Source organism: Pseudomonas sp. D1-36 (genome assembly GCF_051132205.1).
Taxonomy (GTDB): Bacteria; Pseudomonadota; Gammaproteobacteria; order Pseudomonadales; family Pseudomonadaceae; genus Aquipseudomonas.
In genome coordinates, this window is record NZ_CP071674.1 from 2681634 (window position 1) to 2706342 (window position 24709).

The 24709-nt window shown below is 62.8% G+C and carries 13 protein-coding genes; 7 read left to right on the forward strand and 6 right to left on the reverse strand.

Annotated features, from left to right (window positions below):
- Window positions 1–155: 155 nt before the first annotated feature.
- Complete coding sequence (locus J3P76_RS11975; RefSeq protein WP_434701986.1) at window positions 156–1295, reverse strand: epoxide hydrolase family protein; 1140 nt, start codon at window positions 1293–1295, stop codon at window positions 156–158.
- Between the two features lie 146 nt (window positions 1296–1441).
- On the opposite strand from J3P76_RS11975, the gene tspO reads away from it, so the two are divergent.
- Window positions 1442–1882, forward strand: a complete 441-nt coding sequence (gene tspO / locus J3P76_RS11980) for a tryptophan-rich sensory protein TspO (protein ID WP_434605905.1) — start codon at window positions 1442–1444, stop codon at window positions 1880–1882.
- A 16-nt stretch (window positions 1883–1898) separates the two neighbouring features.
- On the opposite strand, the gene J3P76_RS11985 is transcribed toward tspO, so the two are convergent.
- The 4 genes from J3P76_RS11985 to J3P76_RS12000 form a co-directional block, all read right to left on the reverse strand.
- Complete coding sequence (locus J3P76_RS11985) at window positions 1899–2930, reverse strand: HlyD family secretion protein (RefSeq protein WP_434627409.1); 1032 nt, start codon at window positions 2928–2930, stop codon at window positions 1899–1901.
- Between the two features lie 6 nt (window positions 2931–2936).
- Window positions 2937–4502: an MFS transporter gene (locus J3P76_RS11990; RefSeq protein ID WP_434605901.1), complete on the reverse strand. Its 1566-nt coding sequence runs from the start codon at window positions 4500–4502 to the stop codon at window positions 2937–2939.
- The gene (locus J3P76_RS11995; protein WP_434701987.1) at window positions 4499–5968 is read right to left on the reverse strand and encodes an efflux transporter outer membrane subunit; all 1470 of its coding nucleotides are present in this window, start codon (window positions 5966–5968) and stop codon (window positions 4499–4501) included. The genes J3P76_RS11990 and J3P76_RS11995 overlap by 4 nt, the downstream gene beginning before the upstream one ends.
- A gap of 177 nt (window positions 5969–6145) precedes the next feature.
- Window positions 6146–6520: a response regulator transcription factor gene (locus tag J3P76_RS12000; protein WP_434559008.1), complete on the reverse strand. Its 375-nt coding sequence runs from the start codon at window positions 6518–6520 to the stop codon at window positions 6146–6148.
- Window positions 6521–6983: 463 nt separating this feature from the next.
- Between J3P76_RS12000 and J3P76_RS12005 the strand changes: the two genes are divergently transcribed.
- From J3P76_RS12005 to J3P76_RS12030, 6 genes are all read left to right on the forward strand, one after another.
- The gene (locus tag J3P76_RS12005; protein WP_434701988.1) at window positions 6984–12458 is read left to right on the forward strand and encodes a trifunctional serine/threonine-protein kinase/ATP-binding protein/sensor histidine kinase; all 5475 of its coding nucleotides are present in this window, start codon (window positions 6984–6986) and stop codon (window positions 12456–12458) included.
- Between the two features lie 113 nt (window positions 12459–12571).
- On the forward strand, window positions 12572–13171 hold the full coding sequence (locus J3P76_RS12010) for a lecithin retinol acyltransferase family protein (RefSeq protein ID WP_434605895.1): 600 nt from the start codon (window positions 12572–12574) through the stop codon (window positions 13169–13171).
- An 87-nt stretch (window positions 13172–13258) separates the two neighbouring features.
- Window positions 13259–13906 (forward strand): response regulator transcription factor, encoded by a 648-nt coding sequence (locus tag J3P76_RS12015; RefSeq protein ID WP_434559002.1) that lies wholly within the window; start codon window positions 13259–13261, stop codon window positions 13904–13906.
- A 331-nt stretch (window positions 13907–14237) separates the two neighbouring features.
- Window positions 14238–15959: a type I secretion system permease/ATPase gene (locus J3P76_RS12020; protein WP_420763811.1), complete on the forward strand. Its 1722-nt coding sequence runs from the start codon at window positions 14238–14240 to the stop codon at window positions 15957–15959.
- Window positions 15952–17322: an HlyD family type I secretion periplasmic adaptor subunit gene (locus J3P76_RS12025; protein ID WP_420763812.1), complete on the forward strand. Its 1371-nt coding sequence runs from the start codon at window positions 15952–15954 to the stop codon at window positions 17320–17322. The genes J3P76_RS12020 and J3P76_RS12025 overlap by 8 nt, the downstream gene beginning before the upstream one ends.
- Window positions 17323–17324: 2 nt before the next feature.
- Window positions 17325–18674 (forward strand): TolC family outer membrane protein, encoded by a 1350-nt coding sequence (locus J3P76_RS12030; protein WP_420763813.1) that lies wholly within the window; start codon window positions 17325–17327, stop codon window positions 18672–18674.
- A gap of 191 nt (window positions 18675–18865) precedes the next feature.
- Here the strand turns inward: J3P76_RS12030 and J3P76_RS12035 are convergent, their stop codons facing one another.
- Entirely contained in the window at window positions 18866–24478 is a 5613-nt protein-coding gene (locus J3P76_RS12035) for a putative Ig domain-containing protein (RefSeq protein WP_434605892.1), read from the reverse strand.
- Window positions 24479–24709 lie beyond the last annotated feature (231 nt).

A 24709-nucleotide genomic window follows, 5' to 3' on the forward strand; every position in this document is an offset into this window, starting at 1 on the left:
TGCTCCCGCTCGGTGGCGCAGCCGCCGCAAAACCGGGCGCTGCGGTGTGTCTGGAGAAATGGAGTCGCTAATGTGGGGCCGCTTCGCAGCCCAGCGGGAGCAAGCTCCCTCGCCACGGGTCGTCATTTCCTACGAGATTTTCGGACCGCCTTGGCTTATCGCAAGTCCCGGAAAAATGCCCGAATATCCTCCGCCAACAACTCAGGCTGCTCCAACGCCGCAAAATGACCGCCCCGGGGCATCTGCGTCCAGCGCTGGACGTTGTAGCCACGCTCCACCCAACTGCGTGGCGGCAGCGGCAGTTCCTTGGGAAACAGCGCGACCCCCAACGGCGGCTTTATTCGCTCACCGCTGGCAAGCACCAGAGGCCGCCGACTGCCTTCCACATACGGGCGAAACGACGAGCCAATGCAGTTGGTCAGCCAATAAAGCGTCACATTGGTCAGCAGCCATTCGCGATCGATGGGGGCGCTCGGATCGCACCACGACAGAATCTTTTCGCCCATCCAGGCCAGCAATCCAGCAGGTGAGTCGTTCAAGCCCACGGCCAGGCTTTGCGGCTTGGTTCGCTGGATATGCGCATAGGCACCTTCGGCTTCGCTGAACGCCGCGGCGCGTTGCAGGAATGCGGTTTCCTCTTCGCGCAGAGGCGGGTCGGTTTCGCCCAGGGGCGGGCGGTAGGCGCCGGGGATGTAGTTGAGGTGGATGCCGGTCAGACGCTCGGCAAAGCGCACGCCCAACCAACTGGTGACAGCCGCGCCGACATCGCCGCCCTGGGCACCGAACCGCTCGTAACCCAGCCCGGTCATCAGCTCGCTCCATAACCCGGCCACTTCATAAGGCCCGCACCCGGTTTGCATGAACGGCGCCGAAAAGGTGTAGCCCGGCAAGGACGGTACTACCACATCAAAAGCATCGGCCGGGTCGCCGCCATGGCTGGCGGGGTCCGTCAGCAGCTCGATGATGCGCTGCATCTCGATGTACGAGCCGGGCCAGCCATGGGTGAGCACAAGGGGCATGGGATTGGGCCCGATCCCGCGCTGATGGACGAAGTGAATCTCTTGCTCGCCCAACGTGGCGACGAAGTGCGGCAGGCGATTGAGCGCCGCTTCCTGGGCCCGCCAGTCGAAGTTTGTCGACCATTGGGCGAGCAGATCGCGCAGCATGTCCGCGTCCATGCCTTCGCTCCAGCCCACGCCGGCCAAGGGCTCTGGCAACCGGGTGCGACGCAGGCGATCGTGCAGGTCGTCAAGCGCGCTGTCAGGGACGGCGATGGAGAAAGGTCGGACGAACATGTTTTGCTCCAGACGGGTGGTTTATTGAATTTATCAGACCGCCGTCGAGTCTTTGAAAAATGGACACCGCAACGGATCGGCGACCAGTCGCTGCCTGCCGACGTATTCCATTACCTCAGACAGCTGACACCAGCTAAGGACGGACAATGACCTTCTTTATTTTTCTCATCGCCTGCTGTGCTGCTGCGAGTACTGGCGTCATTTTCAAACCGGGCCAATGGTACGAATCCCTCGTCAAACCCAGCTTCACACCGCCCAACTGGATGTTCCCGGTGGCCTGGTCGATTATTTACCTGCTGCTTGCCTGGGCAGGGTACCGCTTGAGCCTGATACCGGGAAGCCAGTTGGTCTTGGCGCTGTGGGCGGCGCAAATTGCGCTCAACACGTTATGGACGCCGGTGTTTTTCGGGGCGCATCAGATTCTCGCCGGCATGGTGATCATCGCGTTGCTCTGGCTCGTGGTGGCGGCGATGGTGGTGTTGGCACTGCGTTTGGATGTGATCACCGGGCTGATCCTGTTTCCCTACCTGGCGTGGCTATGCGTGGCTGCTGCGCTGAACTTCTCCATCCTGCGCAACAACCGTTGACGAGCTTGTTGAAACGCTAATCCCCCACACGAATATGCGGCGTAACGGACATCCCCACCCGCAGCTTCCTGGCAGCGGGCTGGTCGGGGGCAATGTGGATTCGTACCGGCAGGCGCTGGACGATCTTGGTGAAGTTCCCGGTCGCGTTGTGTGGCGCAACGGCCGAATAACTCACGCCACTGGCCGGTCCCAGGCTTTGCACCGTGCCTTGCAACGCCTCGCCCGGCAATGCGTCCACTTCGATGTCCACCAGCTGTCCGGTCTCAACCCGCGCCAGTTGCGTCTCGCGAAAGTTCGCGGTGATGTAGACGGCGTCGAGCGGGACGATGGCCAGCAACGGTTTGCCCGCATTGACGAACGCACCGACCCGTACCGATTTCTGCCCGATCATGCCGCTGATCGGTGCCGTGATCCGGGTGTAGGACAGCTGCAGTTGCGCGATGGATTGCGTGGCCTCGGCATGGGCGAGGGTCGCCACGGCTTTTTCCAGGTCGGCCTTGAGGATTTCGACTTGTTGCCGGGCAGCTTGCAGACCCGCCTCGCTCTTGTCCCGGCGTGCCTGCTGGATGCTCAGTTGCGCTTCGGCCTGTTGCCGTGCCTGCACGGTGCCCGAGCCGTCATTGGCCAGGTTGCGATACCGCGTCTGGTTGGCAGTCGCCAACTTGACCGCGGCCTCGTCTGCCGCCAGCGCAGCCTGGGCCTGGCGAATGGCGGTGGCCTGCCGGGCCAGGTGTGCCTGCAAGCTGGCGATACCGGCCCGGGCACTGGCGACCTGGGCTGTCGCCGCGCTCAGCGCCGCCACGAAATCACGGTCGTCGATGGTCGCCAGCAAGTCGCCCTTGGCCACCGGTTGGTCGTGTTCGACCCATACCGAAGCCACCGTGCCCGACACTTGCGGCGCTACCGTGGTGAAGTCGGCGTGGACATAAGCATCGTCGGTCGACTGGATGGCGGCAGCCGACTCGGGTCGGTTGAGGTAGGCGGCCCCGCTGATCGCCACGGTGAGCAGCAATGCAATGATGAGCTTGGCTTTCTTGGGTAATGCCATGATGGGTCACCGATGGGAGGAAGAAGGGGGCGAGGCGGCCCGTATGACCGGGGCAGGGATGAAGCTCAGGCGCAGCACCAGCGGAATCAGCAGCACGGCCAGTGCGCCCAGGACGCGGTAGGCGTCGGCGATAGACAGCACCAGCGCCTGCCCGCCGATGAGCATCATCAGTTGCTGTGGATCGGGCATGGACGGCAAGGCGCCGCCCACCATGGCCGTGTGGTCCAGCAGCATTTCCGAGTGGAAACGTGCGCGCAATACCATCAACTGCCCGACCAGCGCAGCGCCGGCCAGGGACCCGAAGGCGCGCACTGTATTGATGGTGCCGGAGAAAAAAGGCCCCTCGGCAGGCTGCACCACGCTGGTAATCAGGAACAGCATCGACACCACGGCCATGGGTTGCCCCAGCGATTGCAGCGTTTGCGCCAAGACGAATTGTTCGCGGTTCCAGTCGCTGGTCAATTGCGCGCCACACAGGCACGCCAGGGCAATCAGGCACAACCCCGCGGCGAAGACCAGGCGCGCATCGACCCACTTCTGGTAGAGCAGCAGCGCCACCAGGGGGCCCAGGATCAACTGCGGCAGCGCCACGATCAGGCCAATGGAGGCCATCTGGAAGGGCCGATAATCCTGGAGCGTGGCCAGATAGCTGGCGGGCAACAGCGAGCTGGACATCAGCACCACCAGCAAGCAGAGAAACAAGGTGCAGCCCAGCCCCAGGTTGCGGCGCCCCAGGACTTGCAATTTGATGAAGGGCGAGGGGTGATACCACTCGGTCAACAAGTAGATCACCAGCAATGCCAGGCCGGCCAGCAGCGAGGAGGTGACCAGCGGCGAATTGAACCAGTCCAGGCGCGTGCCTTGGTCCAGTGCCACCGTGATCAGGCCGAAGGCCGGCACCGCGAATGCCATGCCCAGCCAGTTGGCATGCCCGAAACGCTGGGGTTGGATGGGTTCTTTGGGCAATCCCCAGCCAATCAATGCCGCAGCGATACAGGCCAGCGGAATAATCTGCCAGTACACCCAGCGCCAGTCCTGCAGGCCATCTGTCCAATGGCCGGCCAGCCAGATGGACAGGTTGGGCGCGAAGGTGGCGGTCATGGCATACAACGCCAACCCATACAGCCGTATCGATGGCGGCAAGAATTTCAGCGCAGCCATCATCAGCAAGGGGATCGTCATGCCACTGGCGAGGCCTTGAACAAAGCGCAACGCCAGCAGCAGGTCCAGGTCCCGGATGAAGGGCAATATCGCCGCCAGCGCGGTACAAGTGCCCAACACCCACAGTTCGAGGCGGCGGACCGAAAGCGTCATGGCAAACCAGGCCGCAAAGGGCATCGCGATCAGCTCCCCGGCGCTGTACGCCGTGGTGAGCCAGGAGGCGTCGTCCAGGCCGAAGCCCAACGCGCCCCTCACGTCCGCCAGGGCCAAAGCACCGACGCGGATGTTCAGTCCCGCCATCATTGCCGCCAGGAAGATGCCCAGCAGGCCGACCAACGGCCGCTTCGAGGCCCCGGCGTGGGGCGCTTCGCTGACAGCGACGGCGGCCGTCGGCAAGGCCATGCTGTTCATCGAACCTGCTCCGGATCCCAGCCGCCGCCCAGGGATTTGTACAGATTGACCACGGTGAGGGTGGCGTTGGTCGCGCTGGTGTTGAGGTGGGTCTGGCTGGCCAACAAGTTGAGTTGCGCCGTGAGGACGCTCAGATAGTCGGCGGCGCCTTGTTGATAGCCACGCTCCGCCGCGTCCAGTGCCTCCCTGTTCTGTTCGTACGAAACCTGCAGCTCGTCGTGCTGGCGCCGTTGAGCAGCCCAGGCGTCCAAGGCATTGTCTACCTCGTGCCAGGCTTGCAGCACGGTCTGGCGATAGGCGAGGGCGGCGGTTTTTTGCCGCGATTCGTTCAGGGCCAAGCGCTGCATCAGGCGGCCACCCTCGAAGATGGGCAGGTAGACGGTCGGCCCGACCGAAAACATCCGCGAGTCCCAACTGGTGAGGTCGCCGCTGTCGAAAGCCTCCACGCCGATGCGGCCTTTCAAGCCGATACGCGGATAGAAATCAGCCTTGGCCACGCCGATAGCCGCCGTGGCAGCGTGGAGTTGCGCCTCGGCGCGCAGGATATCCGCGCGCCGGTGGGCCAGTTCCGACGGCACGCCCAGCGGAATGCGTGCAGGCAGCGACGGCAGGGGCATGGCCTGGCGCAGTTGCGCATCGAGGGCTCGCGGTTGTTCACCCATGAGCAGGGCAAGGGCGTTCATCTGGGCGTTACGACGCTGGGCCAGCTCGGGAAACAGGGCTTTGACCGTCGCCAACTGCGCGCGGGCCGATGAGGTTTCGAAGCGTGTCGCCACGCCGTTGCGTTCGCGGCTTTCGGCCAGGGCCAGGGTGCGTTCGGCAACCGCTTGGTTCTGCCGGGCAATGTCCAGTTGTGCCTGGGTCCCGCGTAACTGCAGATACGTGCGCGCCACTTCGGCGGCCAGCGCCACCCTTACGGCTTCGCGATCGTACAGCGAGGCCTGGACTGTCGCCTCGGCACCTTCGCGCGAACGTCGGGCCCGGCCCCAGAGGTCGATTTCCCAGTTCGCATCGAAACCCAGCTGCCAGAAATTGCTGGGATCGGTGGGAGCCCCCAGGGCGGCGAATTTGCCATGCTCGCTTAGCCCCTCGCGGGCGTAGCTGGCGTTGGCGCCGACAATGGGCAACAGCTGCGACGCGACGATGCCCAGCCGTGCGCGGCTTTGCTCGATGCGTTCGGCGGCCATTTGCAAGTCAAGGTTTCCCTCCAGCGTGCGCGCCAGCAACTGGGTGAGCAGGGCGTCATTGAACAGCCGCCACCATTGCATGGGCACGGCCGCAGTGGAGGAGCGAGGCTCGCCGTGGTGTTCCTGGCGGGGCGTCAGTTGCGCGGCGTCCAATCCGTTTTCAGGCCTGATGAAATCCGGGCCCACCATGCAGCCCGCCAGGCAAGCAGCGCCAAGCGCCGCGGTGATGGCGGGGAAGCGAGAGCGTAGGTACTGGGGTAATTCGTCGAAGCCTGACATAGCCAGATCCCCGCAATGTGCGGCGTCAGCCGAAGAGCCTCCGCCATGGGGTCGATAGATTCGTGACCCCATATTATCGACGGGTTGCCCCAGGCACACTTCTACCTCGGTTCAGCGAAACCATACGTGGGATAGGCGGGGATATACGCAAGTATGAGCAGGAACCGATCCCGTTGATCAGTGCGGCTGACCGAGGGCTTTTGCGATGCAGTCCAGCAACCTTCTGGCATCGCAGGGCTTGGGCAGGCAATCCACCAGCCCCGACGTGTTGGCGGCCAGTTCCGGGTACGCCGTAATGAACAGGGTAGGGATACGCACCTTGTTTTTCAGCAGGTGCCGATGCAACTCGATGCCGCTCATGCCCGGCATCTGTATGTCGCAAACCAGGCAGCCGGTTTGCGCGGGCGCTTCTGAATCGAGGAATTCCCTGGCGCTGCGATACGTACGGACCTGATGGCCGCTGGACCGCAACAGGCTATTGAGCGCCGTGCGTACGGATTCATCGTCATCGATGACTGCGATCGTCTTGTTGCACACGGGGGTGTCTTCCATGGGATCGCTCGTAACAGCGCCGGTTTTCAATTCACCATACGCGGTCCGTCCAGGCGCAAAAGTATACCTATGTATATCCGGCTAAGACCTAAGGTGCGCGCGCCCCTGGCGGCATGCAACCAACGGATGCCCAAGTCATACGCGGGCAGGAATGACTGGCGGGGAATTTCACATAGACTGGCGCCGCATCGTCGGCCTGCGTGGTCATTCAACTGCCGTATCCGCTGTGTCCGAGGCCCGTCATCGCCGTTGAAAAAAATATGGGAAGGGCACAGGCGAGGCGCTAATCTAAACGACGGCAATACGATCCGTCCCGGAACCCGACATGACCGCTTTTCGTCGAGTCGCCGGCGCAGCCATGGAAGCCGAACCCTGGCCTTGGCAATTGCGGCATGACACTGGATGGCAGCTCGACGGTAAATGCAACTGAACCCCTCTTGCTCCAGTGCCGATGGAAACCCGCATGCAAACACAATGGGACGATGGCGAGCGTATCTTCTGCCGGGAACGACGCCCAGGTGCCGACGGCGATAAACCTGTCCTGGTGGTTCGGCCCGCCACCCGCCAGCCGCGGCCCGATTGCCTTGAGCGTCTTGCTCATGAATTCGGCCTGAGGGACCAGTTGGATGCTTCGTGGTGCGTACGGCCCCTGGAATGGATCAGTGAAGGTCCTCAAGTGCAACTGGTCGCCAGCGACCCGGGTGGTTTGCCGCTGTTGCAATTGCTCACCTCGCCCTTGGAGACGACCCGGTTCTTGCAGCTCGCGGTGAGCATTGCCGTCGCATTGGGCAAGCTTCACGAGCGTGGCCTGATCCATAAGGACATCAAGCCCAGCCATATCCTGGTGGATTGCGACGACGGCCAGGCCCGGCTCACCGGGTTCGGCATGACGTCACGCTTGCCCCGCGAGCGGCAGGCTCCCGAGACGCTTGCCGGGACGCTGGCCTACATGGCGCCCGAACAGACCGGCAGGATGAATCGCTCGATCGACTCGCGCAGTGATCTCTATTCTTTCGGCGTCACGCTCTACCAGATGTTGACCGGCTCGCTGCCGTTCACGGCATCAGACCCGATCGAATGGGTGCATTGCCATATCGCCAAGAGGCCGCTGGCGCCCAACGAGCGGATCCAAACCATTCCCGACATGCTGTCGCGGATCGTCATGAAGCTGCTCGCCAAGACCGCCGAGGAACGCTACCAGACGGCCGCGAGCGTAGAGCACGACCTGCGTCAGTGCCTGGCGCATTGGCGGCAGTGGCGTCGCATCGAAGATTTTGCATTGGGCGAGCAAGGCGGCTCAGACCGCCTTTTGATTCCCGAGAAACTCTATGGACGCGAGCCCGAGGTCCAAGCGTTGGTAAGCGCGTTCAACCGGGTGGTTGAACGTGGCGCGCCGGAACTCGTGCTGGTCACGGGGTATTCCGGGATTGGTAAATCTTCCGTGGTCAACGAGCTGCACAAGGTACTCGTGCCGCCAAGGGGGTTGTTCGCCCGTGGCAAGTTCGATCAGTACCGGCGCGATATTCCCTATTCGACGCTGATCCAGGCGTTTCAGAGCCTGGTGCGTACGCTGTTGGGCAAGAGCGATGCCGAGTTGGCCGGTTGGCGCGATGCATTGCGCCAGGCCCTGGACCCCAACGCACGGCTGATGACGGACCTGATCCCTGAACTGAGGCTGATCGTCGGGGAGCCGCCTGCGGTGCTGGCACTCGATCCCCAGCAGGAGCAACGGCGTTTCCTGCTGGTGTTGCGCCGTTTTATCGGTGTGTTCGCCCGCCGCGAGCATCCCCTGGCGCTGTTTCTCGACGACTTGCAATGGCTTGACGCGGCGACGCTCGACCTGCTGGAAGACCTGCTGACCAGCGACGACGTGCAATATCTGCTGCTGGTCGGTGCGTACCGCAGCAACGAAGTGGATGCGAAGCACCCGCTGTCAGGCAAACTCAAGACGCTGCGCAGCGTCGGCGGCAAGGTCAGCGAAATCATGCTCTCACCGCTCGCCAAGGGGCATATCGAGCAATTGATCGCCGAGGCGCTGCATGACGAGCCTGCTCGCATCGAGCCGTTGGCGCAGTTGGTGCTGGACAAGACCGCGGGCAATCCGTTCTTCGTGATCCAGTTCTTGCAGGCGCTCGCCGATGAGCACTTGCTGGCGTTCGATCATGGCAGCCGACAGTGGTGGTGGGACCCGGATCGGATTCACGCCAAGGGGTACACCGACAACATCGTCGACTTGATGAGCGGCAAGCTGGCGCGCCTGCCGGCCCAGACGCAGCAGGCCTTGCAGCAGCTTGCTTGCATGGGGAACGTCTGCGGGCTGAACGCACTGGCAATTATCCTTGAGGTCCCCAGAGCGCAAATCCGCACGGTCCTCTGGGAGGCGGTCCGCCAGGAACTGGTAGAGCGCCGCGACGGTGCTTACGGTTTTGTCCACGACCGTATCCATGAAGCGGCCTACTCGATGATCCCCCCAAAGTCACGCGCCTCGGCCCATTTGAAAATCGGCCGGCTGCTGGCCCGGCAGACCGCTCCCGAGGGCCGGGACGAGGCGATATTCGACATCGTGGGCCAGCTCAACCTCGGCGCCGGGTTGCTCGTCGATCAGGCCGAGCGAGAGGAGCTGGCCGCGCTCAACTTGCTCGCCGGCCAACGGGCCAAGGCGTCGACGGCCTATGCGTCGGCGCTCAATTACCTGGCCCATGGTGCCCAGCTGCTGGGCGATGACAGTTGGACGCATCGGCACGGCTTGAATTTCGCCCTTGAGCTGAACAGGGCCGAATGCGAGTTCCTCACCGGCCAGCTCGCCATTGCCGACGAGCGGCTGACGGCGCTGGCCAATCGCGCCATGACGGTGAGCGAACGGGCCAGCGTCGCCTGCCTGTTGATGGATGTGTACTTGCTGATGGATCGCAGCGACGGCGCGGTGGCGGTGTGTCTCGCGTATTTGCGGCATGTCGGCATTCACTGGGCCGCGCAGCCAAGTGACGAGGCCGTGCGCCAGGAATACGACCGCATCGCCACATTGCTCGGCGATCGGGCCATCGAGGATTTGATCGATTTGCCCTTGATGGAAGACGCGACCGCGTTGGAGACCGTCAATGCGCTGAGCAAGCTCTTCGCCCCGGCCCTGCAAAGTGACGCGAACCTGGCGGACCTGTTGATCTGCAAGGCCATCACCTTGAGCCTGGAACGCGGCAATTGCGATGCGTCCTGTGTGCTCTATGCCAATCTGTTCAGAGTCGCGGGCCGGCGGTTCGGCGACCATGAGGTGGGGTTTCGTTTCGGGCAGCTGGGCTGCGACCTTGTCGAGCACCGTGGCATGACTCGATTCGAAGCCAGCACCTATCTGTGCTTCTCTTGCTTTGCCGTGCGCTGGATGAGACCGGTCGGACAATGCCGCGACCTCTTGCGTCGTTCGTTTGCGGCTGCGAACCGGATCGGGGACCTGCCCTACGGTGCTTACGCGGGCAACAACCTCACTGCGGATCTGCTCTTCGCCGGGGAACCGCTGCCCAAGGTACAAGATGAAGCCGAGCGTGGCCTGGACTATGCGAGGAAGGTGCGTTTCGGGCTGGTGACGGATTTTATCGTCACGCAATTGCTGCTGATCCGGATGCTTCGCGGCCAGACGTCGATCTTCGGGCGCCTGGATGACGACGAACTGGACGAGGTGACCACCGAATCCCATTTGTCCAGCAATCCGGACCTGGTCCTGGCTGAATGCTTGTACTGGGTTCGCAAGCTACAGGCCCGCTGTATGGCCGACGAGCCAGAAGCGGCCTTGGCCGCTGCCGAAAAAGCGCGCCGGTTGCTCTGGGTTTGCCAGTCCTTTTTCGAGGAAGCCGAATATCACTTTTTCGGTGCCCTGGCCCATGCTGCCGTTTATGACAAAGTCCCTGCGGATCAGCGAGGGGCGCATCTGGACGCAATGAAGGAGGGCCATGGACAGCTTCAGGCCTGGGCGCAGCAGTGCCCGGACAACTTTGCGAGCCGCGCCGCACTGGTGGGCGCGGAGATTGCCCGTGTCGAAGGGCGGCCAATCGATGCCGAGCTGCTTTACGAACACGCCATGAACCTCGCCCGGCAAAGCGGCTTCGTCCATGTCGAGGCGCTTGCCAACGAACTAGCCTCACGTTTCTACGCCGCCCGTGGCCTTGGGAAAATCGCTCGCATGTATATGCAGGACGCCTGCTACGGCTATCTGCGTTGGGGAGCCGACGGCAAGGTTCGACAGCTCGAAGCCCGGTATCCGTGGCTGCGCGAAACAGAACCCGCGCCCGGCCCGGCGACTACGATGGCGACTCCGGTGGAACACCTGGACATCGCCACCGTGCTCAAAGTCTCTCAGGCAGTGTCGGGAGAAATCGTCCTGGAGAAGCTGATTGATCGGGTGATGGCCACGGCCATCGAGCAGGCCGGCGCTGAGCGCGGCCTGCTGATCCTGTCCACTGGCGAGGGGCACCGGATCGCGGCGCAAGCGACGACCGGCGGGACCACGACGCAACTGCGTGACGAGCCGGTCAGTTCGGCGCTGTTGCCGGAGTCGATTTTTTACCATGTGCTGCGGACCCAGGAGAGCGTGTTTCTCGACGACGCCATGGGCCCGGCTGCCGCGACGTTTGCCGCCGATCCCTACTTTCGCCAATGTCCCGTGCGGTCGATCCTCTGTCTGCCGCTGGTCAACCAGGCCACGCTGGTGGGCGTGCTGTATTTGGAAAACAGCCTTGCCGCCCATGTATTCAGTCCGAACCGCCTCGCCATCCTGAATCTGGTGGCGTCTCGCGCGGCTATCTCCCTGGAAAACGCTCGTCTGTACCGAGAGGTGGCCGAACGGGAGGCAAAGATCCGTCGTCTCGTCGATGCCAACATCATCGGGATTCTGGTCTGGAATGCCGAGGGCGACATCATCGAAGCCAACGACGCGTTCCTGCGCATGGTGGGCTATGAGCGCGAAGACCTTGCCTCCGGCCGGCTGCGTTGGCGGGACCTGACGGTGCCGGAGCATCGCGAGCTGAGCGAGCGTTCTTTGGCCCAGGCCCTGCGCACCGGACAAGCCTGCCCGTACGAGAAGGAGTACTTCAGGAAAGACGGCAGCCGTCTGCCGGTGATCGTTGGCCTGGCCATGTTCGAAGCCAGCAGCCGGGAAGGCGTGGCCTTTGTGCTGGATCTGACCGAGCGCCGACAGGCCGAGGAGAAGATTCGCGAAAGCGAGCGTCGCTATCGCGAAGTGCAGGCCGAACTGGCCCATGCAAACCGAGTCGCGACGATGGGCCAGTTGGTCGCCTCGATCGCCCATGAGGTCAACCAGCCGATCGCCGCGACGATCCTCAATGCCGACGCCGCCCTGCGTTGGCTCAACGCCCAGCCGCCGGAAATCGAGGAAGTCCGGCAGATTCTCGGGCATCTGGTCTTCGATGCCAATCGAGCCGCCGATGTGCTGGGGCGAATCCGCGAGCACATCCGCAAGGCTCCACCGCAGAAAGGGCCGCTGGACATCAACGCAGCCATCGAGGAAATGGTCGAGTTCAGCCGCAGCCAGATCATCAAGAGTGGCGCCTCGATCCAAACACACCTGGCCGACGCGCTGCCTGCTATCGACGGGGATCGCGTGGAGCTGCAACAGGTGCTGCTCAACCTGATCATGAACGCATTGGAGGCCATGAGCGCCGTCGATGAAAGCGAGCGGCACTTGTCGATCAGTTCCGGGCTGGACGATGCCGGTTGCGTGTGGGTGAAAGTCTGCGATTCGGGGCCGGGCTTTGCCTTGGGATGCGCGGAACGGGTGTTCGCATCGTTCTACACCACCAAGGCTTCGGGCCTTGGGCTGGGATTATCCATCTGTCGATCGATCATCGAAGCCCACGGCGGCTGTTTGCAGGCGCACGCCAACCAGCCCCGTGGGGCTGTCCTCGAGTTCTCGCTGCCCGTTGCTCGTTAATACCAAGGTTTACATGCTGCATATCAATCGATCAGTGAACCAATCCCACGTACAAATGATCCCCGCCAACCCGAGCGATACAGTGATTGCCATGGGTTGCGGAGGATCTGGCAATGAAACTGACAGGCATCGCGGCGGATGAATTTTCGTCACTTCGTTCAATAGTGCTTATCTGCCTGGCGTTGGTAGCGGCCAACGTCTCCTACCGTTTGGTTGTGCCGGTGTCGGCAGGCGTGACTCTGGAACCCCGCCACGGCACCAAAAGGCCCGGAGGGCTGGCGATCGATTCGCTGAGGTTGGTCGATATCAGCGCCTTGGGCGAGGTGCCCATCGGGGCGCATCTGATCAGTCCGCGCCGTTTCTATATCCATCACGGGATTTACCTGGGCGCCGGAAGCGTTGCCCATTATTCGGGGTTCAGTGGCGCGCTGGAAGCGGGGCCCATCGAAGTGACCGATCTGGAGCATTTCGCCAGTGGCAGGCCGGTGTGGATCATCGAACAACCCGCCCGCTATCCGGCCAACGAAGTGGCCCGTCGGGCCCGCTCCAGGTTGGGCGAAAACCGCTACAGTCTCCTGGCCAACAACTGCGAACATTTCTGCACCTGGTGCCTTACCGGGAAGGGCTACAGTGCCCAGGTCGGCGCGTATTGGCACCGGCCGCGCGAGTTCCTGGCAACGATTACCGCACTGAAGGCTCTTTTCGTTGCGTGACGCTACCGATTGCGCCTCGTCAGGCCCACTTCGGCGTCGAAGGCGCTGTGCTAGGCTTTTTCAATCCACCCTGCGAGAGAATCGTGCATGAACGGCAATATCAAAAACAATGAGCCGGGCAGCGAAGGTCCTGTTGTGTTCGTGCTGGACGACGATGCGTCCATACGTTGTGCATTGAGCAATCTCCTGCGCTCTGTCGGCATGCGCGTCGAGACATTCGCGTCCACCGCCGAGTTTCTCCAGCGGCCCAAACCCGATTGCGCCAGTTGCCTGGTACTCGATGTCCGGTTGCAGGGCAGTAGCGGGCTGGATTTCCAGCGCCAGTTGGCGGCGTCGAATATCAGGATTCCCATCATCTTCATTACCGGTCACGGCGACATTGAAATGTCCGTCAAGGCGATGAAGGCCGGCGCCATGGACTTTTTGGCTAAACCGTTTCGCGAACAGGATTTGCTGGACGCCGTGTCAGCTGCGCTTGAGGCGGACGTCAAACGGCGGGAAATCGAGCAGCAGCTTTGCGGCTTGCATACGCGTTACCAGACGTTGACGGCGCGCGAGAAGGAGGTCATGGCCCTGGCCGCCAAGGGGCTGATGAACAAACAGATCGCCGGGCAGATGAACCTGAGCGAGATTACCGTGAAAATCCATCGCGCCCATGCCATGAAGAAAATGCACGCCAAGTCGTTCGCCGACCTGGTGCGGATGGCTGAAACCCTCGGCGCAGAACCTGCCTAACGCGCCAAACCTGTGGGAGCGAGCTTGCTCGCGATGGCCGTAAGGCAGTCAAATCGATGCGACTGGTCCGCCAACATCGCGAGCAAGCTCGCTGCCACAGCAAAGCCCGATCCCGAACCGCCGCCGTTTTGCTCTATCCCTCGCAAAAATCCCGCTTCCCCTCTGGCACTAACCTGCGACTACGTTGTCAGTACTTGGCCGCCGTAGGGCCGACGTTCGGCTCATATAGCGACAATGTCAGCTACATGACGCCCTTTTTTTGACGCCTTCGGGACAAAGACTCGCATGGATTTCGCGGGGACCGTTATTTCCTTTTGCGGGTTGACACTCTATGGGTTTTTTTCTCGATCCACGGCATGACATTGATGCCGCTTTGTTAAGTTATCGCCGTGTATTCTGGTCCCTGGCCTTGTTCAGCGGCGTGATCAATCTGCTGGTGCTGGTGCCGTCGCTCTACATGATGCAGGTCTACGACCGGGTCCTGACCAGTCGCAACGAAACCACCCTGGTCATGCTCACCTTGATCGCCCTTGGGCTGTTCATGTTCAGTGCGTTGATCGAGTGGGTGCGCGGCGAGGTGATGATCCGCATGAGCGCCGGGCTGGACGACGCCTTGGGCGAGCGGATTTTCGATGCGGCGTTTGCCCGCAGCCTGCGCGAGCACAACGCCAACCCGGCACAAGTGCTCACCGATCTTGCCACCTTGCGACAGCTGATTACCGGCCAGGGCCTGATCGCCTTGCTCGATGCGCCGTGGCTGCCGATCTTCCTGCTGGTGGCGTTCATCTTTCACCCTTGGTTCGGCGTATTGACGCTGGTGCTCGCCGTATTGCTGATCGGCCTGGCGCTGTGGGGCGAGTTGGCGACCCGTTCCCGCCTGGGAGAGGCCAATCGACTGGGCGTGCAGTCCTCGGTCTACGTCAACAGCACATTGCACAACGCCGAGGTCATCCAGGCCCTGGGCATGCTCGGGCCCCTGCGCCAGCGCTGGAGCCTGCTGCAACAACGGATCATCGCCGCGCAGGCCCACGCCAGCGACCGCGGGGCGCGCATCACCTCGGCGACGCGATTCGTGCGGATTTCCGGTCAGTCCCTCGCTTTGGGATTGGGCGCGCTGCTGGTGCTGGAGGGGCAGCTCTCGGCGGGGATGATGATCGCCATGTCGCTGCTGCTGGGACGTGCCCTGGCTCCGGTGGAAATCGCCATCGGCTCGTGGAAGCAATTCAACAGCGGCCGCCAGAGTTACCAGCGCCTGAGCCAACTGCTCGCGCAACATCCGCGCGATCGCTTGCGCATGCCGCTGCCACCGCCCACCGGCGCGCTGCGCCTGGAGCAGTTGTACGTCGGACCGCCCGGGGCATCACAGCCGATTCTGCGGGGCATCAATTTCAGCCTCGGCAAGGGCGAAGTGCTCGCGGTGGTTGGTCCCAGTGCCAGCGGCAAATCGACTCTGGCTCGCGCGTTGGTTGGCGTGTGGCCGGCCATGGGCGGATCGGTGCGCCTGGACGATGCCGAGATCAGCCAGTGGTCCCATGACGCGCTGGGGCCATACCTGGGCTATCTGCCCCAGGACATCGAACTGTTCGATGGCAGCGTCGCCGACAACATCGCCCGTTTCGGCGAGCAGGACGCCGACAAAATCATCGCCGCCAGCCGTCAAGCGGGCATTCACGAAATGATTCTCAGGTTTCCCAAGGGCTACGACACACCGTTGGGCCCTGGCGGGCTTGGCCTGTCTGGCGGTCAGAAGCAACGCCTGGGCCTGGCGCGCGCGCTGTATGGCAGCCCGTCCGTGATCGTGCTCGACGAGCCCAACTCCAACCTCGATGAAGCCGGTGAACTGGCGCTGGTGCAGGCCATCGGCGTGCTCAAGGCCGCCGGCAGCACCGTGGTGTTGATCACCCATCGGCCCAACGTGCTGGCGGTGGTCGATCACATCCTCGTGTTGAAGGACGGCACTCAACAAGCGTTCGGCCCTCGGGACCGAGTGCTCAAGGCGCTGATGCCGGGGCCGCGGCCGGCCGCTGTCCGGGAGGCAGGCAAGGATGCGTGATTTGAAATCGGCCACACCGGCCCACGGCGAGCATGGCCTGAGCGTGCTCAGCAGCGACACATTGCCCACCGCGAGCACCGATGCGGGCGGCGCGGCGCGCTACGGCGTGGTTTTCCTGGCCCTGACCCTTGGCGGCTTTCTGCTTTGGGCCTGCCTGGCGCCACTCGACCAGGGCGTGGTGGGCAGCGGCACCGTGGTAGTGGCGGGGGAGCGCAAAGCGGTGCAGTCACTGGTGGGGGGCGTGGTGGAAAAACTGTTGGTCAGTGATGGCGATCGTGTCAGCCAGGGGCAGTTGCTGGTGCAGCTCAACACGGTGCAGGCGCAATCGCAGTTGGACGTGACCCTGGGCAAGCTGCTCAACGACCGCAGCATCGAGGCGCGGTTGATGGCCGAGCGCCTGGGCGCCGATGAAATCCAATGGCCGCAACAATTGCTGGAGCGCGCCGATGAGCCACGTGTCAAGGCGGCCATGGCCCTGCAGAGTCAGCTGTTCATGACCCGGCGTGCCGAACTGGGCAGCCGCCTGAAGATCATCGAGCATGAAATCGGCGCCTTGCAGCAACAACTGCAGGGCTACGAAGGGGTCAAGCGCAACTACGATGCGCAAATGCGCTTCCAGCAACAGGAACTCGAGGGCTTGCGCGAGTTGGCCCGGGAAGGCTACGTGCCGCGCAACAAACTTTTCGAGGCCGAGCGAAACGCGGCGCAACTGGCCGGACAGATCGCTTCGGGCATCGGCGACGTCGGGCGCACCCGCCAGGCGATCAACGAAAGTCGGCTCAAGGCCTTGCAGGCGCAGCAGGAGTTTCGCCGCGATGCCGAAACCCAGCTCAGCGAGGTTTCGGCCGAAGCCGCTGCCTATGCCGATCAGATCCGCGCCTTGCAGTTTGAAGTCGATAACGGTGCGATCCGCGCGCCGGTGGCGGGCCAGGTCATGGACATGTCGATCCACACCGTGGGCGGCGTCGCCCAGGCCGGGCAGACGCTGATGCAGGTGGTGCCGTTGGACGCGCCGATGGCGATCACCGCGCGTTTCGATCCGTTGATGGCCAATAAGCTCACCCCCGGATTGCCGGTGCATGTGCATTTCACCGCCCTGCAGCGGGTGGATACGCCGACTGTGACCGGCACGGTGACCACCGTGTCGGCGGACCAACTGATCGACCAGCAGACCCACCAGCCGTACTTCTCCGCCAAGGTAGAAATTCCCGCCGAGACAGTCGTCGCGCTGCAAGGCGCCGGTTTGCTGGTGCGGCCCGGCATGCTCGCCGACGTCACCGTCGTGACCGGTGAACGCACCTTGATGAACTACCTGATGAAACCATTGCGCGAACGCTTGCTGGCTGCCTTCAAAGAGGAATGAGCATGACCGACCGTTGCCGTTACGGCGTCCGTGTGCTGTTGAGCCTGTACACCAGTTGGGCGGTGATCGGCCCCGCCTGGGCGGCGGAGGGCGGGCTGAGCCTGACTGCCGCCTACGATGCCTCGCGGCTCAATGACCCGACCTTGCAGACCGCGACCCACGCCTACGACGCGTCCCGGCAGGAAGAAGCGATTGGGCGTGGCGGGCTTTATCCGCAGGTCTCGCTGTCCTCGCGGTATGGGTATGGCGGGCGTACCGATGGCGGTGACGACAGCAGTTATGTGAACAGCAACGACTACCAGGCGAACAGCGTGACGCTGGCGGCGCAACAGCCGCTGTATGACAAGGGGCGCTGGGCGGCTTATCAGGAAGGCAAAGCCCGCGGCGTGCTCGGTAGCCAACAATTCGACGTGGCCGGCCAAGCCTTGTTCGACCGGGTCGCCAAGGGCTATTTCGATGTGGCCCGGGCCGAGAATGAATTGAAGTTGATCGCCCAGCAGAAGACCGCCATTCGTGGCTTGGTCATCCAAAGCAAAAAGCTCTATGAAGGCGGCCAGGGGGCAATCACCGACATCGACGAGGCCCAGGCCCGGCTCGATCTGGTGGAGGCCCAGGAAACCGAAGCCCAGGCCCGTCGCGTGGCCGCGCTGCGGGCACTGTCGGGACGGGCAAGCGTGCCCATCGAGGACATCCAGCCGATGCGCGAAGAATTGCCTGCCGGCAGCCCCATCCCGCCGGAGCAGGATTTGCCGTACTGGACGGCAATCGCCCGCGAGGCCAGCCCCGAACTGGCCGCGCGGCTGGCGGCGGTGAAAGTCGCCGAGGCCCAGGCCGACAGCCAGCGCGCCGGGCATTACCCGACGTTGTCGTTGACCACGCAGTTGACGCGCCGGGAAACCCGCCAGTACCAAGAGCTCGACCCGCGCCAGGACACCTATTACGTCGGTGTGCAGCTGGACATCCCCTTGTATCGCGGCGGCGCGGTGCGCGCTTCGGTGGCCAAGGCCGAGGCACAACTGGCCGGCGCCCAGTCCGACTATGACGTGCAGCGTCAGGAGCTGGCCGAGTCCATCGAGACCGATTACCTGGGCGTGGTGGCGGGGTTCGCCAAGAGCAGGGCCATGCTACGGGCGGTGGAGTCCAATCAGCGCGCGCTGACGTCGACGGAAAAAGGCTTCCAGGGCGGCGTGCGCTCGACGGTCGACATCCTCGACGCCCAGCAACGGCTGTTCCAGGCGCGCCGGGACCTGCTCGACACCAAGCTCGACATGCTCCAAAGCTACGTAAGCCTGCACACCCACACCGGCCAGATGAACCGTGCGGTGCTGGAGCAGGTGCAAAGTCTGTTCTGAAGTCGTGGCGCTGTGGTGGCGAGGGAGCTTGCTCCCGCTGGGCCGCGAAGCGGCCCCAAAGCAAATTACTGCGGTGTGTCAGGCAAATTCCGTCTTGCCTTTTTAGGGCCGCTACGCGGCCCAGCGGGAGCAAGCTCCCTCGCCACAAAGGCAGGAGTACAAGGGCTGCAAAGCAGCCCCTATAAGCTCAATCAGGCAGTGAAGTCGCTGGCATGCAGCTCCTTGACGCCCACCAGAGAGAGTTCGAACTCGGCGGTGGCGTCGGAGTCGACGCTGCCGTAGAGGATGCCGTCGACAAAGCGCAATTGGCCGGTGGCGTTGGTGGTGTCAAAGGCGTTACTGCCAATGAAGGTGAACGCATCGAGGTTGGCGGTCAGCGGGTTGGCGTCCAGGCCGGTGAAGTCCAGCTTGTCCATCTCCGTGCTCTTGAAGCCGTTGATCACGTCCCGTGCCGCCCCGACGCCCATGTCCGACAACGCGCCAAACGCATAGGTGTCCGCGCCGGTGCCGCCGGTGAGGTTATCGGTGCCCGCACCGCCGATCAGCCGATCATCGCCCGAGCCGCCCACCAGGGTGTCGTTGCCGGCACCGCCGTCGAGGATGTTTCCAGCGCTGTTGCCCGACAATGTGTCGGCGTAGGCGCTACCGGTCAGGTTCTCGATGAACTTCAAGGTGTCCAGCCCGGAGCCCACGGTGTTTTGCTGGGCAGAGGTCGAGAGGTTCACGGTGACCCCGGCCAGGGCTCGGTCGTAGGACACGGTGTCGTTACCATCACGCCCGTCGAGGATGTTGTCGCCGGCACCGGCGAACAAGGTGTTGGCCAGCGCGTTACCCGTCCCGTTGGCGACGCCGGGGCTGTCGACGTAGAGGTTCTCCACGTTGGTGCCCAAGGTGTAGGCGGCGAGGCTACTGTGGACGCTGTCGATACCGCCGGTCACCGGATTGCTGCTTTTCTCGATGACGGTATCGCTGGCATTGTCGACGTAGTAGGTATCGTCGCCGTCGCCACCGCTCATGCTGTCGGCTCCCGCAGCGCCATTGAGCACGTTGTTGGCGACGTTACCGGTGATGAAATTTCGCCGATCGTTACCGGTGCCGTCGATGTCCGAAACGCCGGTCAGCACCAGGTTTTCCAGGTTGGCGCCCAGTGTCCAACTGACCGAAGCCTGTACCGTATCGATCTGCGCGGTCGAGGTGTTGGTTTCCACGACGCTGTCGAACGCGTTGTCGACGACGTAGATATCGTTGCCATCGCCACCGGTCAACGTGTCGGCGCCCAGGTCGCCGTTCAGGGTATCGTTGCCCGAGCTGCCCACCAGCGTATCGTCCTGGTCGGTGCCGGAAATCATCCCGCCCTCATTCTGCGCGCCGTCGAAAATGTCCTGCACGCTGTTGTTGTCGTTGGGGTTGCCCTGGAAACCGAGGTCATCGGCGATGTAGTCGGCCAGGCGCTGGCCAACGATTTCCGCTGATTCCTCGTGCAGGTGCCAGACGTCGTCGGGATAAACCAGCGGGTCCACTTCATAACGCAAGGGCAGGTCGTTGGGGTCCACCGCCAGTTTTACATCGGCACGCTCGGCGGCGATGGCTTCCTGGACGGCGCGAACGTAGCCCACACCCTCGACAATGTCGGCGATCTTATCCTCCGGGTAACCACGGGCGCGCGCGGCGTCCTGCTCGTAGTGGCCGGTCTCCATGATGTACACGTTGAAGTTGCCGAATTGGCTGTGCAGGTAATCGAATACCTTCAATGTCGCCGCTTTGTAGGCTGCCGCTGCTGCCGCCTTGTCCGTGGAGCGGGCGATTTCCTGGGCGGCTTCTTCGCCTTGGCCCCAGATGATGCCCATGGTCACGTTATCGATGGACTTCAGTTCGGTGAGCTGGTCACGCAGCAACGTCACGGCGCGCAACAGCGCCGGCCCCGGTTGATTGGTATCGGTCAGCCACCAGCACAACTTCAGCTCCTCGGCGCCCAGCGTCGACAAGCCGTTGACCGTGCTGCCGCCGACGGCGATGTCGATGCCGTTGCCATCGGCATCGTCGAACTGGCTGCGTACGTCGTAGGTGGTGTACTTGCTCAGATCGTTGACCAGCATCGAGGTGCCGGATTGATCGTCGTCTTCGCTCATGCGCAGCAGGCGCGCGTTGGATTGGCCAAGAGTCGGCAGGTAGAGGATGTCTTGCTGAGCGCGTTCGCCAAAGACGAAATCGTCGGCGGTGAGGGTGTTGAGGTAGTTGCCGTTCAGGGCGATTTCGAAGCGATTGCCATCGGCGTCGGCCTGGCTGGATTTGACATAGGTCTTGTCGCCCGCCGCGTTCAGGGTCATGTAGAGCGTGCCGTTGTTGCCGTCGCCCAGGCCAAGGAAGCCCAGCCCGGAGACGTCAATCTTGTCCACGCCCACGGTGAAGTCGTAGATCGTGTCCGTGGCGGTCACGCCGCCGATGTCGTAATCCCGGTAGCTGTCGGCCAGGTTGTTGTAGCGGAACGTGTCGGCGCCGTCGCCGCCATACAACGAGTCGCGTCCGGCGCCGCCGTCGATGATGTCCGCGCCGGTGCCGGCCTTTATGGTGTCGTTGCCGCCGAGGCCGAGGATCAGGTCGGCGCCTGCCGTGCCGTTGAGGCTTTCGGCGTTGGCGGTACCGGTGATGGTGTTGGCCGGCGCATCGGCGACCACCAGGGCGAAGTTGTCGCTGACCGAGGCGCCCGAGGGGTCGGTGGCCTTGACCAGCACGTCGTAGTTACCAGCGGCGGTGGTGGTGGGCGTGCCGCTGAACGTCAGGTTGGCGGCGTTGAACGTCAGCCACGAAGGCAGGGCGTTGCCGTTGGCGAGGGTCGCGGTGTAGGTCAGCACATCCTGGTTGGCGTCGCTGAAGCTGTTGCTGGCCACGGTGTATTTGAACGGCGTGCTTTCGCTGGCGTTCTGGTCCAGAAGGGGGATGACCACCACCGGCGCGACGTTCGTCGGAGTGTTCTGGTCGGCAAAGACAAAATGATTGGCGGTCAGGCTGCTGACCAGGTTGCCGGCCATCGAGATTTCGAAGCGGTTGCCGTTGGCATCGACCGTGAGGTCCTTGAGGTAGGTGCGGTTGGTCGATGCACTGTAAGTGACTTGCAGCGTGCCATTGAGCCCGTTGCCCAGGCCCGTATAACCGAGAGCCGCGACGTCGATCTTGTCGGCGGCCACGTCGAAATCGAGGATCTGGTCACTGGCGCTGGTGGAACTGGTGCGGTAGCTGTCGAGCTTGGACGTATAGCGGAATACGTCGGCGCCCGTACCACCGGTCAGTTTGTCCACGCCGGTGCCGCCCACCAGGACATCGTTGCCGGCGGCGCCATTGAGGGTGTCGTTGCCCGCACCGCCGAAAATCTGCTCGTTGGCGACGGTGCCGGTCAAGGTGTCGTTGTTCGGCGTGCCGTTGATCACCACGGACGAGGGCACGTCTTGCACGGCCAGGGTAAAGCTGTCGCTGACGGTGGCGTTGCTGCCATCGGTTGCGGTGACCTGGATCGAGTAAGTGCCCGACGCCGTGTCGGGAGGCGTGCCGCTGAAGGTGCGCGTGGCGGCATCGAACGTCAGCCAGCTGGGCAGGGCGCTGCCGTCGGCCAGCTTGGCGGTGTAGCTGAGGCTGTCATTGTCCGGATCGTTGAAGCTGGTGGCCGGGACCACATAATTGAAAGGTGTCTTTTCGGTTGCGTTCTGATCCAGCAATGGCGTGGCTACCACCGGCGCCTGGTTGGTGGGCGAGGACGTGGCGAAGACGAAATTGGCATTGGTCAGCTTATTGAGGTAATTGCCGTCCAGCGCTACCTCGAACCGATTGCCGTTAGCGTCTGCCTCCAAGGACTTGATGTAGGTCTTGGTGCCGGCGCTGTTGAGCACCAGGTAGACGGTGTTGTTCTTGCCGTCGCCAAGGCCGGTAAAGCCCATGGCGGAAAGGTCGATCTTGTCGGCGGCGATGTCGAAGTCGGTGATCAGGTCACCCAGATTCGCGCCGCCGGTGTTGTAGTTGCGGTAGCTGTCGAGTCGGTTGGCAAACACAAAGGTGTCTGCCCCGGCGCCACCGGTGAGGGTGTCCATGCCTGCGCCGCCGTCGAGCTTGTCGGCGCCCGCGCCACCACTGAGGCTGTCGTTGCCCGCCAGGCCGAGCAGGGTGTCCGCCGCATCGCTGCCCTGCAACGAGTCGCTGCCGGTGGTGCCGGTGATCACCCGGTTGAAGATGAAGTTATCTGCCGTCAAGGTACTCGCCAGGTTGCCTGAGAGAATCAGCTCGAAGCGATTGCCGCTGGCATCGGCGTCGTAGTCCTTGATGTAGGTGCGGTTGCTGCTGGCGTTGTAGCTGACCTGCAGGGTGCCGCCACGGCCATTGCCCAGGCCGGTGAAGCCGAGATCGGCGAGGTCGATCTTGTCCTGGGTCACGTCGAAGTCGGTGATGGTGTCGTCGAAGCTCGCCGTTGCGTTGCGGTAGCTGTCGGACTGGCTGGTGAAACGGAACGTATCGGCGCCCGTGCCGCCGGTGAGTTTGTCGACGCCCGCGCCGCCCACCAGAATGTCGCTTCCGGCCGCGCCGTTGATGGTGTCGTTGCCCGCCGCCCCAAAGAAGATCTCGCTGGCGCTGGTGCCGGTGAGTGTGTCGTTGCCGGCCGTACCCTGTACGGTGGTCATCGGCACCGTGGCGCTGACGTAGCTGCCATCGCCATAGACCAGCGTGGCGCCCTTGCTGGTGTGGCTGATGGTGTTGGCGATGATGGCGTTGCGATCGGTGCCGTCTTCGTTGCGCTCGGCGACACCGTAGGTGGACAGGTTGCTGCCGCTGATGATGTTGCCCTGGATCAGGTTGTCGCTGCCGTTGAAGTACTTGCCGGACACCCCGAGCGTATCGTCGTAGGACTGAATGATCACTTCCGGCACCGCGCTGCCCAGCGCGTTGTTGTTCAGCGTGTTGTCCAGTACCTCGACATGGTTGCTGCCATAGATGCGGACACCGGCGCCGTTGTTGTCATGGATGTCGACCCCGGTCACGGTTACGTCGCTGGACAGCTTGATCAGCACGCCTTCAGCGCCGTTGCCGTACATCTCGCCACCGGTGATGGTGATGTTGCTGGGGGAGGGGATGTCTTCACTGCCGCGCTGCACCACGATGCCGTTGCCGCCGTTGTTATAAGCGACGTTGTTGGTCATGGTGAAATCGTGGGTACTGGTGACAACGTTGAAACCGTGGCGGTCGTTGTCGTAGGCAACGTTGTTTTCGAAGGTGCTGTCGCTGAGGAAGTCGGCGACGAATCCGTCCAGGCCGTTGCCGTGGGACACGCTGTTCTTGATAACCATGTTGACGGTTTGCTCGTGGGGGTCGAAGCCATACCCGGAGCAATCCTTGATCTCGACGCTGTCGAGGGTGACGTTGGAGTCGTAGCCTTCTTCGCCGGGGATATACCCGTTGAACCAGCCGTCCACCTTGCCGGTGGTGGCGTCGCGGTTGCCGTCGATGGTGAGGTTGCTGACCCCGAAATCATGGGTTTCTTCGCCATAGGCTGAGCGGATGATGCCGGTGATCTTGGCATCGGAGCCATCGACCAATTTCACCGTGGTGTCGCCCATGCCGTCGCCGTACAGGTAAACGTTGCTCTTGAGCATCAGGCAGCCGTCGGAGGGTTCCTCGCCCCCTGACACGATGTAAGTGCCCGTCGGCATGTACACCTGGCCCCCGCCCGCGGCAGCTGCCGCATCAATTGCACTTTGAATGGCCGCCGTGTCGTCAGTGACGCCATCTCCTTTGGCGCCAAAATTTTGTACGTTGAAAATCATGGACTTATCTCCGTATCAGGTTAAGAACCTCGGTATCTGCCAATATTCCATCAGCGACCACGGAGTTATGACCGGAGTAAGTGAAAAAGTTGCGTCCGCATATCGGCGGAGTGTCAAAAAACTGATAAACGGTTGTGGGTTGGTTTGATTTGTAACATTTAATTGACGCTTTTGAGCGCCGTATCAGAGCTGTGGGAGTTCGATCGCGATAGCGGTGTACCCGTTACCTTT

Bases quoted from the DNA above. Each gene is read 5' to 3' on its own strand.
- J3P76_RS11975 (WP_434701986.1), bottom strand. From the start codon at position 1,295: ATGTTCGTCCGACCTTTCTCCATCGCCGTCCCTGACAGCGCGCTTGAC.
- tspO (WP_434605905.1), top strand. From the start codon at position 1,442: ATGACCTTCTTTATTTTTCTCATCGCCTGCTGTGCTGCTGCGAGTACT.
- J3P76_RS11985 (WP_434627409.1), bottom strand. From the start codon at position 2,930: ATGGCATTACCCAAGAAAGCCAAGCTCATCATTGCATTGCTGCTCACC.
- J3P76_RS11990 (WP_434605901.1), bottom strand. From the start codon at position 4,502: ATGAACAGCATGGCCTTGCCGACGGCCGCCGTCGCTGTCAGCGAAGCG.
- J3P76_RS11995 (WP_434701987.1), bottom strand. From the start codon at position 5,968: ATGTCAGGCTTCGACGAATTACCCCAGTACCTACGCTCTCGCTTCCCC.
- J3P76_RS12000 (WP_434559008.1), bottom strand. From the start codon at position 6,520: ATGGAAGACACCCCCGTGTGCAACAAGACGATCGCAGTCATCGATGAC.
- J3P76_RS12005 (WP_434701988.1), top strand. From the start codon at position 6,984: ATGCAAACACAATGGGACGATGGCGAGCGTATCTTCTGCCGGGAACGA.
- J3P76_RS12010 (WP_434605895.1), top strand. From the start codon at position 12,572: ATGAAACTGACAGGCATCGCGGCGGATGAATTTTCGTCACTTCGTTCA.
- J3P76_RS12015 (WP_434559002.1), top strand. From the start codon at position 13,259: ATGAACGGCAATATCAAAAACAATGAGCCGGGCAGCGAAGGTCCTGTT.
- J3P76_RS12020 (WP_420763811.1), top strand. From the start codon at position 14,238: ATGGGTTTTTTTCTCGATCCACGGCATGACATTGATGCCGCTTTGTTA.
- J3P76_RS12025 (WP_420763812.1), top strand. From the start codon at position 15,952: ATGCGTGATTTGAAATCGGCCACACCGGCCCACGGCGAGCATGGCCTG.
- J3P76_RS12030 (WP_420763813.1), top strand. From the start codon at position 17,325: ATGACCGACCGTTGCCGTTACGGCGTCCGTGTGCTGTTGAGCCTGTAC.
- J3P76_RS12035 (WP_434605892.1), bottom strand. From the start codon at position 24,478: ATGATTTTCAACGTACAAAATTTTGGCGCCAAAGGAGATGGCGTCACT.